Source organism: Nonomuraea purpurea (genome assembly GCF_042650645.1).
Lineage (GTDB): Bacteria > Actinomycetota > Actinomycetes > Streptosporangiales > Streptosporangiaceae > Nonomuraea > Nonomuraea purpurea.
The window spans coordinates 325,999-342,113 of record NZ_JBHSBI010000006.1 but is presented as its reverse complement, the minus strand read 5'-3'; the positions used below and the strand labels follow the sequence as shown (position 1 = coordinate 342,113).

Annotated in this window: 10 protein-coding genes; 5 read left to right on the top strand and 5 right to left on the bottom strand. The window is 71.0% G+C overall.

From position 1 onward, the window contains the following. Positions 1-23 precede the first annotated feature (23 nt). The gene (locus tag ACFOY2_RS15090) at positions 24-1,346 is read left to right on the top strand and encodes an MFS transporter (RefSeq protein WP_379528614.1); all 1,323 of its coding nucleotides are present in this window, start codon (positions 24-26) and stop codon (positions 1,344-1,346) included. A 2-nt stretch (positions 1,347-1,348) separates the two neighbouring features. On the opposite strand, the gene ACFOY2_RS15085 is transcribed toward ACFOY2_RS15090, so the two are convergent. Further along, positions 1,349-2,941, bottom strand: a complete 1,593-nt coding sequence (locus ACFOY2_RS15085) for an SLC13 family permease (protein WP_379528613.1) — start codon at positions 2,939-2,941, stop codon at positions 1,349-1,351. Positions 2,942-3,044: 103 nt separating this feature from the next. On the opposite strand from ACFOY2_RS15085, the gene ACFOY2_RS15080 reads away from it, so the two are divergent. Both ACFOY2_RS15080 and ACFOY2_RS15075 read left to right on the top strand, forming a co-directional pair. Beyond that, entirely contained in the window at positions 3,045-3,923 is an 879-nt protein-coding gene (locus ACFOY2_RS15080) for a LysR family transcriptional regulator (RefSeq protein ID WP_379528612.1), read from the top strand. Positions 3,924-3,992: 69 nt separating this feature from the next. Next, positions 3,993-5,033: a tartrate dehydrogenase gene (locus ACFOY2_RS15075; RefSeq protein WP_379528611.1), complete on the top strand. Its 1,041-nt coding sequence runs from the start codon at positions 3,993-3,995 to the stop codon at positions 5,031-5,033. A gap of 1 nt (position 5,034) precedes the next feature. Here ACFOY2_RS15075 and ACFOY2_RS15070 read toward each other — a convergent pair whose 3' ends face one another. The 3 genes from ACFOY2_RS15070 to ACFOY2_RS15060 all read right to left on the bottom strand — a co-directional run bounded on the left by ACFOY2_RS15070 (position 5,035) and on the right by ACFOY2_RS15060 (position 8,595). Continuing rightward, the gene (locus tag ACFOY2_RS15070; RefSeq protein ID WP_379528610.1) at positions 5,035-6,345 is read right to left on the bottom strand and encodes a hemolysin family protein; all 1,311 of its coding nucleotides are present in this window, start codon (positions 6,343-6,345) and stop codon (positions 5,035-5,037) included. Between the two features lie 205 nt (positions 6,346-6,550). Further along, positions 6,551-7,732 (bottom strand): glycosyltransferase family 4 protein, encoded by a 1,182-nt coding sequence (locus tag ACFOY2_RS15065; protein WP_379528609.1) that lies wholly within the window; start codon positions 7,730-7,732, stop codon positions 6,551-6,553. Further along, positions 7,729-8,595 carry a sulfotransferase family protein gene (locus ACFOY2_RS15060; RefSeq protein ID WP_379528608.1) on the bottom strand — a complete coding sequence of 289 codons (867 nt, stop codon included), beginning with the start codon at positions 8,593-8,595 and terminating at the stop codon, positions 7,729-7,731. The genes ACFOY2_RS15065 and ACFOY2_RS15060 overlap by 4 nt, the downstream gene beginning before the upstream one ends. A 161-nt stretch (positions 8,596-8,756) precedes the next feature. Between ACFOY2_RS15060 and ACFOY2_RS15055 the strand changes: the two genes are divergently transcribed. Next, entirely contained in the window at positions 8,757-10,535 is a 1,779-nt protein-coding gene (locus ACFOY2_RS15055; protein ID WP_379528607.1) for a PA14 domain-containing protein, read from the top strand. 438 nt (positions 10,536-10,973) lie between these two features. On the opposite strand, the gene ACFOY2_RS15050 is transcribed toward ACFOY2_RS15055, so the two are convergent. Next, entirely contained in the window at positions 10,974-11,672 is a 699-nt protein-coding gene (locus ACFOY2_RS15050) for a hypothetical protein (protein ID WP_379528606.1), read from the bottom strand. A gap of 23 nt (positions 11,673-11,695) precedes the next feature. Here ACFOY2_RS15050 and ACFOY2_RS15045 point away from each other — a divergent pair, with 23 nt between their 5' ends. Further along, a complete protein-coding gene (locus tag ACFOY2_RS15045) occupies positions 11,696-16,027 on the top strand; it encodes a cation-translocating P-type ATPase (protein ID WP_379528605.1) in 4,332 nt (1,443 codons plus the stop codon). Positions 16,028-16,115 lie beyond the last annotated feature (88 nt).

The following is a 16,115-nucleotide window of genomic DNA, read 5'->3' as shown; positions in this document are numbered from 1 at the left end:
TGGGCCTCCCGGAGGAGCGGTAGATGGCCGAACAGCAACGACTCGACGCGACCGATCAACACAATCGACGGAACCTGGTCCGGGCGGTGATCGCCTCCGCCGTCGGGACATCGATCGAATGGTACGACTTCTTCCTCTACGGCTTCGCCGCCAGCACCATCTTCGCGGAGCTGTTCTTCCCCACCAGCGATCCGACCACCGGCCTCTTGCTAGCCCTCGGTACCTATTTCGGCGGTTTCGCCGCCCGCCCGATCGGGGCGGCGATCTTCGGTCACTACGGCGACCGCATCGGCCGCAAGGCCACCCTGATCATCACCCTGATGTCGATGGGCGTCGCGACCATGCTGGTCGGCCTGGTGCCCACCTACGAGCAGATCGGCATCTGGGGCGGCATCCTGCTGACCGTTCTGCGCCTGCTGCAGGGCATCAGCGTCGGCGGTGAGTGGGGCGGCTCCGTCCTGCTCGCCACGGAATGGGGGAAGTCGCGCGGCGGGCTGCGTGGCTTCCTCGGGAGCTGGCCGCAGTTCGGCGTGCCGGTCGGGCTCGTGCTCGGCTATCTGGCGCTGGAGGTGTTCCAGCCGCTCGACCCGTACTGGGGCTGGCGTATCCCGTTCCTGCTCAGCATCGTGATGGCCGGGATCGGGCTGTACATCAGGCTCGGCATCATGGAGACGCCGGTCTTCAGGAAGGTCCTGGAGGACAAGCGGGTCGAGCGGGTGCCGGTGCGCGAGGTCATCGTCAGGAACTGGCGGGAGATCGTGCTCAGCGCGCTGCTGCGCACGGGGCAGCAGGCGCCGTTCTACATCTTCACGGTCTTCATCCTCAGCTACGCCACCAAGAACCTGGGCTTCTCGGCGGGCCAGATCTATCCATACGTCATCGCCGCCGGCATCGTCTCGCTGTTCACCGTGCCCTTCTGGGGCTACGTCTCCGACCGGGTGGGCAGGAGACGCCTGTACATCGTGGGCGCGGCGCTCATGGTGGTCTGGTCGTTCGTCTACTGGCCGTTGCTCGACACGCGGGTGCCTGGGCTGGTGCTGCTGGCGATCGTGTTGTCGGCGCCCATCCACGACATCCAGTACGGGCCGCAGGCCACGTTCATCGCCGAGAGCTTCACCGGCCGGCTGCGCTACAGCGGCGCCTCGCTCGGCTACCAACTCGCCTCGGTGACGGCGGGCGGGCCCGCGCCGCTGATCGCGGTGTGGCTGCTGGCCACGTACGAGAGCTCGTTAGCCGTGGCCATTTACATGGCGGTCTGCGCGCTGATCAGCGTCGCGGCGGCGTTCGCGCTGAAGGACCGGTCGCAGCAGGACTACGCGGTGGAGTACGACGAGCCGCGGCGCTGAGTTCAGATGCCGGTCAGGCCGATCAGCAGGGGCAGGAACAGGATGATCAGGATGGCGCCGAGTATGTCGAAGCTGATGCCCGAGCGGATCATCGTGGTGATCGGGACCACGCCCGAGCCGTAGGCGATGGCGTTCTGCGGCGTCGAGACCGGCAGCATGAACCCGAACGACGCCGCGAACGTCGCCGCCAGCGCGGGCACGAACGGATTGACCCCGGCCGCCAACGCGATCGGGATGATGATCGGCACCACGACGGCGGCGGAGGCGGTGTTGCTGGTGGTCTCCGAGACCAGCACGGCCAGCACGACGGCGAAGGCGGTGATGGCGAACACGCTGCCCAGCCCGATCGCCGAGGCGGCCGAGGAGCCGATGGTCTTGGCCAGCCCCGTGTCCTCCAGCAGCGAGCCGAAGATGATGCCGGTCCCGAACAGCACGATCGTGCCCCAGTCGATGCGCGCGGCGTCGCTCCAGTTGAGGGTGAACTCGCGCCTGCGCCAGTCGGTGGGCAGGACGAACAGCAGGGAGGCGCCGAGCACGGCCACGATGCCCTCGTTGAGCCGGCCGCTGACCGTCTCGTAGAGGGCGGACTCCGTCCCCGCGAACAGCGCGACCACGCCGGGGAAGATCCACAGGAAGACGGTGGTGCCGAAGGCCACGAGGGTGTTCTTCTCGGCGCGCGACAGCCGGCCCATGGCGGCCCGTTCGGCGCGCACGTACTCCTCCACGCCCTCGATCCTGCGGATCTCCGGCCGGTTGAGCAGGAGCAGCACGGCCACGAGGACGACGAACATGAGCGCGCAGATCGGCAGCGCGGTGAGCATCCACTCGGCGAACGAGATGCGCCGCCCTGTGGCCTCCTCGATGAGGCCGCGGCCGATCAGGTTGGGCGGGCTGCCGACGGGGGTCAGCAGGCCGCCGACGCTGGCGCCGTAGGCGAGCATCAGCACGAGTGCCGCGCCGACCCGCAGCCGCAGCGGGTTGAAGTCGGGCGGCACCAGCCCTCGGTCCTGCAGCAGCTTGGCGATGACCGCGAGCATGCCGAGCGCCGTCGGCAGCAGCATCGCCACGGTGGCGGTGTTGGAGACGAACGCCGACAGCGCGCACGTGATCACGCCGAACGCCGTGATCAGCCGGAACGTCGAGCGGCCCACGCCGGGCAGCGACAGGATGCGGAAGGCGAAGCGGCGTGCCAGCCCCTGCTTGAGCATGGCCTGGGCCAGGATGAACGCCCCGATGAAGGTGAAGATCGTGGGGGAGCCGAACGGCGACAGCGCGTCCGCGGCGGGCACCACGTCGAGCAGCACGATCGCGCCGACGCCGATGAGGCCGCCGACGGGGATGGGCACGGGCTCGGTGACCCACAGGACGATCACGCCGAGCAGGATGGCGGCCAGCGTCTGCTGCTTGGCGTCCATGGTGATCGGCAGCAGCAGGAAGACGATCGTGACCAGCGGTGCCAGCCACATCCCCGTGGTGCGCCGGCCCTTCTCGAAACGTTCCTCGGCCGGCGACAGTTTCTGCTCGCCGAGGCTGCGGTAGGTGGCGTGGCCCAGCAGGGCCTGGTCGACGTCGGTTCTCGGGCGCCCGGAGTTCATCGCCTGCTCCTAACGTTTCCGCCGCCATTCAAGATCTGGGTGGCCCGCAGGTCCAAGACGCGTTAGCTATTTGAGGGATAGGTTTCGCCTATAGGAGCGTGCGGTGGACGTCCGACAGCTCGAGTACTTCCTGGCCGTCGTCGATCATGGAGGTTTCAACAAAGGAGCCAAGGCGCTGTTCATGGCGCAGCCGTCTTTGTCGCAGGCGATCAGGAGCCTGGAGAAGGATCTCGGCAGCCAGCTCTTCCACCGCATCGGCCGGCGCGTGGTGCTCACCGACGCCGGCCGGGCGCTCATCGAACCGGCCAGGCAGGCCGTGCGCAGCCTGGAGGTGGCCAGGGCCAGCGTGGCCTCCGTGCAGGGGGTGCGCTCCGGCCGCGTCGCCATCGCGTCGATGCCGTCACCGGCCGTGGAGCCGCTGAGCACGATGATCGGCCGCTTCCGCGACCGGTACCCCGGGGTGGAGGTCCTGATCAGGGACGCGCCGGTGCCCGCGTCGGTGATCGAGCTGGTCCGCACGGGCGTGACGGAGCTCGGCCTGCTGTCGGCCTGGGAGCTGCCCACGGTCGCCGACGTGCGGCTGCACCCCGTGGAGGAGCAGCGGTTCGTGCTCGTGGCTCCGCCTGACGGGCCCTTCGAGCCCGCGCGGTCGATGCCGCGCGAGCGGCTGGCCGGGCAGCGGCTGATCGTCGGGGAGCAGGGGACGGGGCTGCGCAGGCTGGTGGAGGAGATCAGGGCGTCCGGCGTGGAGGTGTCGATCGCGGTCGAGTCCGAGCACAGGGAGGCGTTCCTGCCGCTGGTGCTGAAGGGCGTGGGGATCGGCGTGCTGGCGGAGGCGTGGCGGCCGCTGGCCGAGCGGGCGGGGGCGCTGGTGTTCGAGCTGGACCCGCCGGCGTCGTTGCGGCTGGCGCTGGTCAGCAGGAAGGGCTGGCTGTCGCCGGCGGCGGGCGCGTTCCTCGACGTGGCTCTTACGGATCTATAGGCCCTGCCTATAGATCGTATCGGCCGCCGGTCTTGGACGCCCGGAGCAGCCGCCGATTGAATCGGGACCATGACGACTTACGACATCGCCGTGATCCCCGGGGACGGCATCGGCCTAGAGGTCACCCCGGCCGCCCTGGAGGTGGCGCAGGCGGCGGGCCGGCGTCATGGCTTCGGCTTCCACTTCACCGACTACGACTGGTCGTGCGAGCGCTACCTGCGCGAGGGCGCCATGATGCCCGACGACGCGCTGGAGCGGCTGCGCGGCCATGACGCCATCTTCCTCGGTGCGGTCGGCGCGCCCGGGGTGCCCGACCACGTCTCCCTCTGGGGGCTGCTCATCCCGATCCGCCGCGCCTTCCGCCAGTACGTGAACCTGCGCCCCGTCCGCCTCTTCGAGGGCGTCCAGAGCCCCGTACGCGCCGCGATCGACCTCGTGGTCGTCAGGGAGAACACCGAGGGCGAGTACAGCGAGATCGGCGGCCGGATGAACCGCGGGTTCCCCGAGGAGATGGCGGTCCAGGAGGCGGTGTTCACCCGTGCGGGCGTGACCCGCGTGCTCGACTACGCCTTCGAGCTCGCCGGCCGCCGCAGCGGCTACCTGACCTCCGCCACCAAGTCCAACGGCATCGTCCACACCCTGCCCTTCTGGGACGAACTGGTCAGGGAACGCGCGGCCGCGCATCCGGGCGTGCGCTGGGACCAGGAGCACATCGACGCCCTGTGCGCCAAGCTGGTCCTGGAGCCGTCGCGGTTCGACGTGATCGTCGGCTCCAACCTGTTCGGCGACATCCTCAGCGACCTGGCCGCCGCGGTCGCGGGCAGCATCGGCATCGCCCCGTCCGCCAACCTCAACCCGGAACGGGACTACCCATCGATGTTCGAGCCCGTGCACGGCTCCGCGCCCGACATCGCCGGCCAGGGCGTGGCCAACCCGATCGGTGCCATCTGGTCGGCCGCGATGATGCTGGAGCACCTGGGGCAGCAGCGGGCGGCCGACGAGATCGTGGCGGCCGTGGCCGCCGTCCTGGCCAAGGGCGACGTCAGGACGCGCGACCTGGGCGGCACGGCGAGCACCGCGGAGTTCACCGCCGCGGTGCTCGCGGCGTAGGTCAGGCCGGCTGCTCGGCGTTCTCCTCGTCGGTCGTGGCCTTGGGCACGGGCTGGACGCGGACCCGGGTGATGGCGTGCCGTTCGACGGCGATGATCTCCACCTCCCAGTCGCCGACGGCGACGCGGTCGCCCGGCGCGGTCGGCACCCGGCCCAGCAGGGCGAGGGTGAGGCCGGCGATGGTCGTGTAGTCGCCCTCGGGCCGGTCCTCCAGGTGCACGTCGAGGTCGGGCAGGTCGTGCACGGGGAAGCTGCCGGGCAGGAGCAGGCTGCCGTCGGCCTCGGGCCGGACGTTCATGGTGTCGCGGTCGGTCTCGTCGTAGATCTCGCCGACGACCTCCTCCAGGAGGTCTTCGAGGGTGACGATGCCGTCCACGGCGCCGCGTTCGTCGATGACCAGGGCGAACTGCTGGCGTTCTGACTTGAAGCGGCGCAGCGCCTCCGAGACGGCGAGGCTGTCGGGCAGCAGCAGCGGGGGGCGGGCCACGTCGGCGACGGTCACGGCGGCCTCGTCGGTGAGCAGGTCGCGCAGGTTGGCGACGCCCACGGTGTCGTCGAGGTTGTTGTTGCGCACGACGGGCGCGCGGGAGTGGCCGGAGCCTGCCAGGAGGCCGCGGGCCTGGTCGGTGGGGGTGTCGGCGTCCAGGATGAAGACCTCGCGACGGGAGACGAGCACCTCGCGCAGCACCCGGTCGGTGATCTCGACGGCGCCGGAGATGATCATCCGCTGCTCGGCGGTGAAGCCGCGGTGCGAGGCGACCAGGTCGCGGATCTCCTCGGGGCTCATCTCCTCACGGTGCAGGTTCGGGTCGCCGCCATACAGCCGCACGGCCACGTCGGTGGACTTGCCCAGGGCCCAGACCACCGGACGGGACAGCGTGGCGATCAGGCTGAGCGGCCTGGCCATGAGCAGCGCCCAGGTCTCGGCGCGCTGCATGGCCACCCGCTTGGGGGCCAGCTCGCCGAAGACCAGCGTCAGGAACGTCAGCACGATCGTCACCAGGATGATCGCCACCGGGCCCGCGGCATTCCCGAGGAAGCTGAGCATCGGGACGAGGGGCTCGGAGAGGGTGACCGCCGCCGTCGCGGAGGCCAGGAAGCCGGACAGGGTGATGACGAGCTGGATGGTGGCCAGGAACTGGTTCGGGTCGCGGGCCAGGCGGACCAGGATCCGGCCGCCGGCGCTCTGCCGTTCCAGCCGCTGGAGCTGGCCCTCCCGTAGGGAGATCAGCGCGAGCTCGCTACCGGCGAAGACGGCGTTGAGGATGACCAGGATCACGACGAGGGCGAGCTGAAACCAATAGCCGTCCACGGCAGAACTGCTCCTTGCTGGGGTGGGTGTCGACCCAAAGGGGGTGGCAGGCGGAAGACAGCCTGCTCCGGTCGGTCAGGTGGAGCTCCGCGTGAAGGGGGCCGGCCGGGACGTAGCCCGGCCCGGTACTGCACTCCTCCACAACACTCCGTTTCTCTTTCCTGACGGTTATCTCGGCAAACGGATGATGTGCGGACAATGTTCCCTAATGGCGCAGCGTTTTGTCGTCGGAGCCGATCGGCCCGCCGGCCGCGAGGTCGGCGAACAGCTTCTCCCACTGCGGCATCACGACTTCCGGCGTGTAGCGGCGGGCGGTCTCGACCGCGGCGGCGCCCAGACTCCGCCGCAACCCGGCGTCCCCCATCAGCCGTCGCAGCGCCTCCGACAGCGCGTTCACGTCGCGCGGGGGCACCAGCAGCCCGTCCTGGCCGGGCGTCAGCACGTCGGCGGGCCCCGTCGGGCAGTCGAACGCCGCCAGCGCCAGGCCGTGCCCCATCGCCTCGATCATCGCCATCGGCAGGCCCTCGATGCGCGAGCTGAGCCCGTAGACCGAGGCCTGCGCGAGCTCCTCGTGGATGCGGTCGCTGCGGCCCATCAGCCGCATCCGCCCGCCCAGGCGGTGCCCGTCCATGCGCTCCTGGAGACGGTCCTTCGACGGTCCGGTGCCGAAGATGCGCAGCTGCCAGTCGGGGAAGTCGGGCGACACCGCGGCGAAGGCCTCGATCAGCATGTCGAAGCCCTTCTGCGGCACCAGCCGGCCCGCCGCGATCACCACCGGGTTCGTGTGGTCGGACAGCCCCCGGTCCGTCATGGGCACGGCGTTGGGGATGCGCACGATCGGCGTGTCCTTCAGCAGGTTCCGGTATTCGGTCCTGCTGGTCTCGGTCAGCACCGCCACCACGTCGAAGCGGTCGTAGTGGCGGGCGATCTGATCGCGTACGGCCTGGTGGTAGGCGGCCAGGTTCATGTGCTCCTGCGCCACCCGGATGACCGAGCGCGGGGTGCGGCGCGCGGAGATCAGGTTGAGCGCCGGACGGGTCGTCACCAGGACGCCGTCCTTCAGCGACGACACGTACTCCATCACCGCGCCCTCGACCCGTTGGGTGAAGTACTCGGCGGCGAACTCGCCGTACGGCACGATCTTGCCCCGTGCCCGCCGCCACACCTTGCGGGCCAGCGAGTCGGCCGCGACGCCGTCGCGCTGGTCGACCAGGGCCGACAGGCCGATGCGGGGGTCGAGGTCGAACTGGGGCTTGGTGCGGCGGCGCACCACGCTGACGATCTCGACCTCGTGACCGGCCCGCGCCATCGCGTTGGCCTGGTGGACGACTGTGCGGATGGTGCCGCCCATGCCGTACGCGTGCAGCAGCATGTAGCGGATCTTCATGCCGGGTACTCCCAGGTCCGGCACATGGCCTTGAGCACCTCGGGGATCTCGTCAGAACGGGGCAGGTCGCGGCCCGGCTGCACGGCGCCCGACTGGATCTTGTCCTTCCAGTCGCCGAGCCCCTTGGTCACCACGTCGGGCCTGCCGTAGGAGAGCATCTCGGGCGCCCAGTCCAGACCGAGGAACTCGCAGATCCGGCGGCAGGTCTTCTCCGGCTCCGCGGTCAGCTCCTCATACCGGACAGTCAGGCCGGGAAGGGCCTTTCTGGCGCGTTCCACAGCTTTCATGTACCGCAGCGCGTCGGCCGCCGCCTCGTCCGGCGTGCGCTTGTCCGGGCTGGCTTCGTGCCAGGAGGACGCGATCGAGGCCGGGTGGCGCAGCAGGAACACGAACCGCGCGTCGGGCCAGCAGGCCGCGATGCGCTCGAAGGCGAAGGCGTTGGCCGGGGTCTTGTCCACGATGAACCGCTTGCCGCTGCGTACCAGCTCCCGATGGAGCACCCGGTCCCACAGCAGGTGTTCCAGGTCGGACTTGTTGTGCCCGAGCGCCGCCATGGCCTTGGTGGCCAGCCCTGTGCCGAACTCCACGCCCAGGCGCCGTACGTGCAGCTCGTGCGGGGCGTGCAGGTCGGGGTGGGCGTTGAGCATCGACCGCAGCAGCGTCGAGCCGGAGCGGACGGGCGACAGAACGAACACGGGGGCCGTGAGCAGGCGATCGACCTCGGGGTCCGCCGGCGGCCTGAACGGCGCCGCGGCGGTCTTCTGGGGCGGCTGCTGGACCGCTTGCCCCGTATTTCCTACCCGTTCGATCTGGAATCCTGCGTACCTGGCCAGCGCTCTGTTTATCTTGCGCTGCCACATCATGGCGACGGAGGTTACAGGCCATTTCTGGAGATTGGCTGGGAACGCCCGGTTATGTGGGGATTCGTTCTTCGCCGGGGTGCTCTTTGTCCTGGTACGCCCGCGTCACCGCCACCCCATCTGTCATGATCCACGAGTCCTACAGATCTTGTGACAGGAGAAGGATGAGTGGATTAGCGCGTCGCGGGCTGCGTGCCGCCCTCGCGGGCGGCCTGGCCGTCGCCGTGGCGGTCTGGCCCGCGGGGGCAACGGCGGAGGCGGCCGTGTCCGCCGCCGTCTCGGTCGATTTCACCAAGCCGGTCCGTACGCTCTCCGCGACCGACTACGGCATCGGCATCACCGGGTACGGCGAAGGCTCGTACATCACGAACGACGCCCGGCACCGCGAGCGCCTGCGCACGCTGAAGCCGGGACGGATGCGCATAGAGCTGCACTACGAGGAGCCGGGCAACCACGACAGCCCCATCGTCTGCGGCGGCTTCAAGTGCGACAAGACCGTCACGGGGGACGCCTGGATCGCGGCCATCCGCGATCTGGGCGCGGAGCCGGTCGTCATCCTCCAGGTGGACGCCCGCCAGAGCGCCGAGGTGAACCGCGACGACGCCGTGGCCCTCTACCGGCACTTCGCCGCGTCCGGCACGCCGGTTCGGCGCTTCATCCTGGGCAACGAGCTCAACTGCGCCTGCACCCCAGAAAAGCCAGAAATGTCGGCAACTGAGTACAGCCGGCGCTTCAACATGATCACCGACGCCCTCGACGCCGTGGACCCGAACGTCCGCGCCGGCGGCCCCGCCGCGGCCTGGAACGACCTCCCCTACATCAGGACGTTCCTGGAGGGCTCGAAGGACCGCGTCGACTTCCTCGATTACCACGACTACGGCAGCGGCTCGGAGGACGTCACTGACGAATACCTCCTGGGCGACGTCATCCGCGGCTACGAGACGGACCTGAAGCAGGTCGGCGCCCTGGCCGAGTCGGTGCTCGGCCGCAAGATCGACCTGCAGATCGGCGAGTTCAACTCCGACTTCGACGACCCCGGCGGCAAGCGCACGCTGACCCACTTCAACACCCTGTGGGGCGCGGCGGCGCTCGGCCAGATCCTGCACGCGGGGGCCGCCGCCTACCAGTACGGCGACAAGAACGGCCAGCTCGGCCTGACCAGCACGAACGGCGAGGGCGGCATCCCGCGCAGTGAGCCGCTGCCCATCTACCACGGCATCGGCATGTTCACCGGCGAGGGCCTGTTCAGGCCGTTCGGCACCACCATGGTGCAGGCTGCCGCCAACACGGACAAGCTCCACGTGTTCGCCTCCGACTCGGCCAAGAACATCGTCCTCGTCAACGTCGGGGACGAACCCCTGGACACGGCGTTCACGTTCACCGGCCTGACCGCCGGCACGGCCTCGGTCTGGCAGAGCACGGCCGAGAAGTGGACGCCGCACCGGGCAGGCACGGCCGCCGTCGCCGGCGGCAGGGCCACGCTCACCCTGCCCGCGGGCTCGGTCACGACGCTGGTCGTCGAGCAGCAGGGCCTGTCGGCGACCTACTTCGACAACGCCGACCTGACCGCGCCCAAACTCACCCGCGTCGACCCGGTCGTGAACTTCGACTGGGGCGCGAACGCCCCCGACCCGGCCGTGTCCGCCGACACCTTCAGCGTGCGCTGGACCGGCAAGGTGATCGCCGACCGCGCGGAGACGTACACGTTCATCACCACCAGCGACGACGGCGTCCGGCTCTGGGTGGACGGCACGCTCGTGGTGGACGCCTGGACGGACCACTCCAAGCGGGACGACAGCGGCCAGATCGCGCTGAGTGCCGGGGCGCACGACATCAAGATGGAGTTCTACGACAACGGCTATGACGCCATCGCGCAGCTCCACTGGTCGAGCCCGTCGATCACGCGGCAGGTCGTCCCGACGGAGAAGCTGCTCACGGGCTGAAACCGGCCCAGCCTGCGGTGCGAGCGGCCTTTCGCACCGCAGGTTGGACTGTCATACGTGTGTTATAGACGTACAAGAATGACCAAATCCTGGATGTCCACAATTAAGGGGAGCGGTGGTGGAAAGGGAGAGATAAGGATTTCCTCGTACAGGAGGAGGCATCATGGCCGCCACCCAACCGCGTGGGCGCACCGCCGCCGCATCTAACGGCAGGGGGCCCAAGCGGTTCAAGCTCGATCTGCCGATGGTCAGCATCGAGGTCCGCCGGCCCGAGGTCCGGCTGCCGAACGTCAAGCTGCCGAGCGTCCGGCTGCCGAACATCAAGATGCCGCACGTCGAGATGCCGCGGGTCGAGATGCCGCGCGTCAGCCGGCAGGAGTTCGGACATTACGTGGACGTCGCCCGCACGTTCCTGCCGCCGCCCGAGCGCGTCGCCTACTACGGGGCGTTGGGCGCGCTGGCGGCCTTCGGGGTCGTCGAATGGCCCGTCGCCGCCGCCATCGGAGCGGGCACGGTCATCGCACGGCGCCGCCCGGGAGCGCGCCCGTCCGCCGCCAGGCCGCGTGCCGCCGTCAAGGAAGCCAAGGAAGAGCCGGCGGCCACCACTCCCGCGCGGCGCAGGACGACGACGAGCAGGACGAGGACCGCCGCGGGCACGTCGAGAACCACGACGGGCCGGGCAGGGACCACGACGGGCCGGGCGAAAACGACGGCGTCCAAGGCCGGCGCCACCACGACCCGGTCCAGGACCGCCGCGGGCACCACCGGCAGGACGACCAGGGCCACGGCCACCTCCGGGACCACCAGGAAGAGCACGACCGGCACCACGAGCCGGTCGAGGGCTGCCGCGGGGACCACGAGCAGGACCAGGACCACCACGGGGACCACCGGCAGGACCAGAGCCGCCGCGGGCACCACCGGCAGGACCAGGACCGCCGCGGGCACCACCGGCAGGACCAGGACCACCACGGGGACCACCGGCAAGTCCAGGACCACCACGAGCCGGTCGAAGGCCGCAACGGGCACCACCGGCAGGACCAGGACCACCACGACCAGGAGCGGCACGGCCGGCACCCGCAGGGCGACGTCGACCTCCACCACCAGACGGAAGAGCTCCGCGTCGAGGGGGTGAGCCACGACGCCCTTAGACGGGAGACCACATGGCGTTGTTCGGCTTGCCCGCCGCAGACTCGCTGATCAACCTGCTCCCCGATCCTGTGCGGAGCATCCTCCCGCGCTCCCGCCGGGTACAGCCGTGCCCGGGCGGGATACGCATCGAGTTGCGCAACATCGGCGGGCCCCACACAGAGGGGCTCGCCGGCGCACTTGAGGAGCGGCTACGCGCCGCGGGCGTCCCGCGCGCCGAGGTGAACGGGGCCCTGCACTGCGTGTTCGTGGCCAGGGAACCCGCGCAGGACGGCGACGAGGACCAGGCCGACATGGACAAGCTCCTCGCCCTGGTCGAGGAGTTCGACGTGGCAGGCGAGGGCGGCGACGAGCCGATGAACGCCTCCCGCGCGCTCGACGGCGCCGACCAGCAGGCCCGCTCCGTCATCAGCCTGGGCCTGCATCTCGTCGGCACCGGCCTGGCCATGGCGGGCCAGTTCACCCGCCTGCCGAGACTGCCCGCGGCGGTGCCCCCTTTTCTGGCGCTGGCCGAGAACACCCCGCGGGTCCGCAGGGAGCTTGAGGAGCGCATCGGCAAGCCCACCGTGGACGCGGCCATGGCCACGGCCAGGATCGTGTCGAACACGCTGGCCATGCGGCCGGTGTCGCTGCTGCTCGACTCGGTCGCCGCGGCGGCCAGGTACGTCGACTCGCGTGCCCAGGGCCAGGCCTGGGGGCGGCGCGAGATCGAGTTCGCCGCCGAGGACGGGGCCTACCGCCATGTCAGGGCCGCCGCCACGGCGCGGCCCGAGCCGCTGCCGCGCGGCCCCGTGGAGCGGTACGCGGATGCGGCCAGTGCGGCGGCCGTGACGGCCGACGGCGTGGCCACGGTGTTCGGCCGCAGCCCCAACCGGGGCCTGTCCCTTCTGATCGCCGGCATCCCCAAGGCCGCGAACCTCAACAGGGACGCCTTCACCAGCGCCGTCGGCCGCTGCCTGGCGGGGCGCGGCACGATCGTGCTCAACCGCGACGCCCTGCTGCGCATGGACCGCATCGACACCGTCATCCTGGACGCGGCCATGCTCACCACGGAGTCGTGGACCATCGACAGTGTGCTCCCGCTGGCTTCCGACGTGGACCCGGACGACCTGCACGCCCGTCTGTACACGCTGCTCGACCTCGGCGACCCGGCGGCCAGGCGGGAAAGCGACGGGTGGAGTGCGCAGCCCCATCCCGAGGTGCCCGACGAGTGGCGCGAGCTGGGGGTGCGGCCGGTCGCGGTGGCGCGGGACGGAACCCCGATCGCCGTGGTCGGCCTGGCCCGCCAGCTTCATCCGCTGGCCGACTCCCTGGTCGCCGCGGCCCGGCCGACGTGCACGGTGTTCCTGGCGGGCGGTGAGGCCAGTCTGGTCAGGCGGCTGGGCGTGGAGCGGATCGAGGGCGGCGCGCGGCTGGTCGCCTCCGTCCGGGCGCTGCAGTCGGAGGGCCACGGCGTGGCCGTGGTGTCCCGGCACGGGCGGCGTGTGCTGCGCCAGGCCGATCTGGGCGTCGGCGTGCTGGACGGGGTCAGGCGGGTCCCGTGGGACGCCGACGTGCTCGGCGAGTTGGACGGCGTGCACCTGCTGCTGAGGTTCCTGGCCTCGGCCAGGAAGGCGAGCGTGCGCGGCGTGTGCGTGGCGGCGGCCGGTTCTGTGGCGGGGACGGGGCTGGCGCTGTTGGGCCCGGCGACGACCTCGGTCACGCGTGCCCTCTGGGCGCGCGACTGCACCATGGCGGCCGCCCTCGTGGCGGGGGAGTGGTCGGGCAGGAACGTGGGGCGTGAGGCGCCGCCGGTCGTCGCCGACCACACGCCCTGGCACGCGATGGCGGTCCGCGACGTGCTGGAGCGGCTGCACACCACGACAGAGGGCCTGACCGAGGAGGAGGCGGCACGCCGCAGGTCGGTCTCCGTCCGCCCGGCCCCCAGCGGTCCGCAGTCGCTGATCGGCGCCTCCGTGGCCGAGCTCGCCAACCCGCTGACCCCCGTGCTCGCCGCGGGGGTGGGCCTGTCGGCGGCGTTCGGCTCGGTGGTGGACGCCGTGCTGATCGGCGGCGTGATCTCGGTGGACGCCCTGCTCGGCGGCGCCCAGCGGCGGGGCGCGAGCCGGGCGCTGCGGCGGCTCACCGAGACGACCGCGGTCCGGGTACGGCTGCGCCGCCCCGCGGGCCAGTTGGCCGGCTTCGCCGACGACCTGGTGCGCGGGGACGTGATCGAGCTCAGGGCCGGCGACGCCGTACCGGCCGACGGGCGGCTGATCCTGGCGGCCGGGCTGGAGATCGACGAGTCGACCCTGACGGGGGAGTCGCAGCTCGTCTCCAAGACCGCCGTGCCGACCGCGGCGCCGGCCATCGCCGACCGCGCCTCGATGGTGTACGAGGGGACGACCGTCGCGGCGGGCCACGGCCTGGCCGTGGTGGTGGCGGTCGGGGAGGCGACCGAGGCGGGCAGGACCTCCAGGCTGGCCCAGCAGGAGCCGCCGCCGAGCGGGGTCGAGCTGCGGCTGCGGGCGCTGAGCCGCCGGATCCTGCCGCTGGCGCTCGGCTCGGGGGCGGTGTTGATGCTGGTCGAGCTGTTCCGCGGCTCGCCGATGGCCCAGGCGCTCTCCCCTGCGGTGAGCATGGTGGTGGCGGCGGTGCCCGAGGGGCTGCCGTTCGTCGCGACGGTGGCCGAGCTCGCCTCGGCCAAGCGGCTGTCGGCGCACAACACGCTGGTGCGCAACGCGTCCACGATCGAGGCGCTCGGCCGGGTGGACGTGCTCTGCTTCGACAAGACCGGCACCCTCACGGAGGGTCGCATCAGCTTGCGCAGGGTGTCGGACGGCCGTATCGACCAGGCTGTGGAGGAGGCTTCTCCCGAGTTGCGGGCGGTCGTCGGCGCGGCGCTGCGCGCGGGGCCCCGCTTCGAGGGCGGCCGCGCCATCCCGCATCCCACGGACCGCGCGATCGTGGAGGGCGCGGAGCGGCTCGGCGTGGCCCCGAAGGACGGGCTGCGGAGCTGGCGCCGCGTGGACGAACTGCCGTTCGAGCCGGCCCGCGGCTACCACGCCGTGCTCGGCCGGTCGGAGTCGGGCCAGCTCCTGAGCGTGAAGGGCGCGCCCGAGATCGTGCTCACCCGCTCCACCGAGGCCCTCGTGGACGGGCGTACGGTCCCGATGGACGACTCGCGCAGGAAGGAGCTGGAGCTGGAGATGGAGCGGCTGGCCATGCAGGGCTACCGCGTGCTGGCCGTCGCCGAGCGGCCCGCCTCCAGCCGTGCCGACCTCGATGAGTCCCGCATCGAGAAACTGTGCTTCCTGGGGTTCATCGGCCTGGCCGATCCGGTGCGGCCCACGGCCAAGCGCAGCGTGCAGCAGCTCATACGGGCGGGCGTGCGGGTGGCCATGGTCACGGGCGACCATCCCAGCACGGCGGAGGCGATCGCGGCGGAGATCGGCGCGCTGAACGGCCTGCGCGTGATGACCGGCCCGCAGCTCGACGAGCTCGGCGACGAGGCCCTGACCGAGATCCTGCCCGAGGTGGCGGTCTTCGCCCGGGTCACCCCCGAGCACAAGGCCAGGATCGTCACCACCCTGCGCAAGGCCGGCAAGGTCGTGGCCGTCACCGGCGACGGCGCCAACGACGTGCCCGCGATCAGGCTCGCCGACGTGGGCGTCGCGATCGGCTCGCACGCCGCGCCCGCCACCAGGGCCGCCGCCGACATCGTCGTGGCCGACGACCGCATCGAGACGATCATCGATGCGATCGTCGAGGGCCGGGGCATGTGGGCCTCGGTCCGCGACGCGCTCGGCATCCTGCTCGGCGGCAACGTCGGCGAGATCGTCTTCACGCTCGGCTCCAGCCTGCTCACCGGCCGTAGCGCTCTGAACGCCCGCCAGCTCCTGCTGGTGAACCTGCTCACCGACATGCTGCCCGCCATGGCCGTGGCCGTCAGGCCGCCCAGTGCCGGCAGCCCGGAGCGGCTGCTGTCCGAGGGGCCGGAAGCCTCTCTGGGGGCGGCTCTGACCAAGGACATCTACCTGCGGGCCATCACCACGGCCGGTGCCGCGGGCTCCGCCTGGGTGCTGGGCCGGATGACCGGCACCAGGGGCCGGGCTGATACCGTCGCGCTCATCGGCCTCGTGGGCGCCCAGTTGCTGCAGACCCTCGCGCTGGGCGGGCGGGATCGCACGATCGTGCTGGCCTCGGTGTCGTCCCTGGGCGCGCTGGCGGTGATCGTGTCGGTGCCGGGCCTCAGCCAGTTCTTCGGCTGCCGCCCGGTGGGCCCTGTCGGCTGGACGATCGGGCTGGGCTGCTCGGGGGTCGCGGCCCTGGTCGCGGCCATGATCGAACGGCCGGCTTCGGAATAGTCATCTGCCGTTCACCATCTCGATATACTCTTCACACCCATATAGACACCTTTGGGCTGAATCATGCCTATAACTGATGTTCCGTACC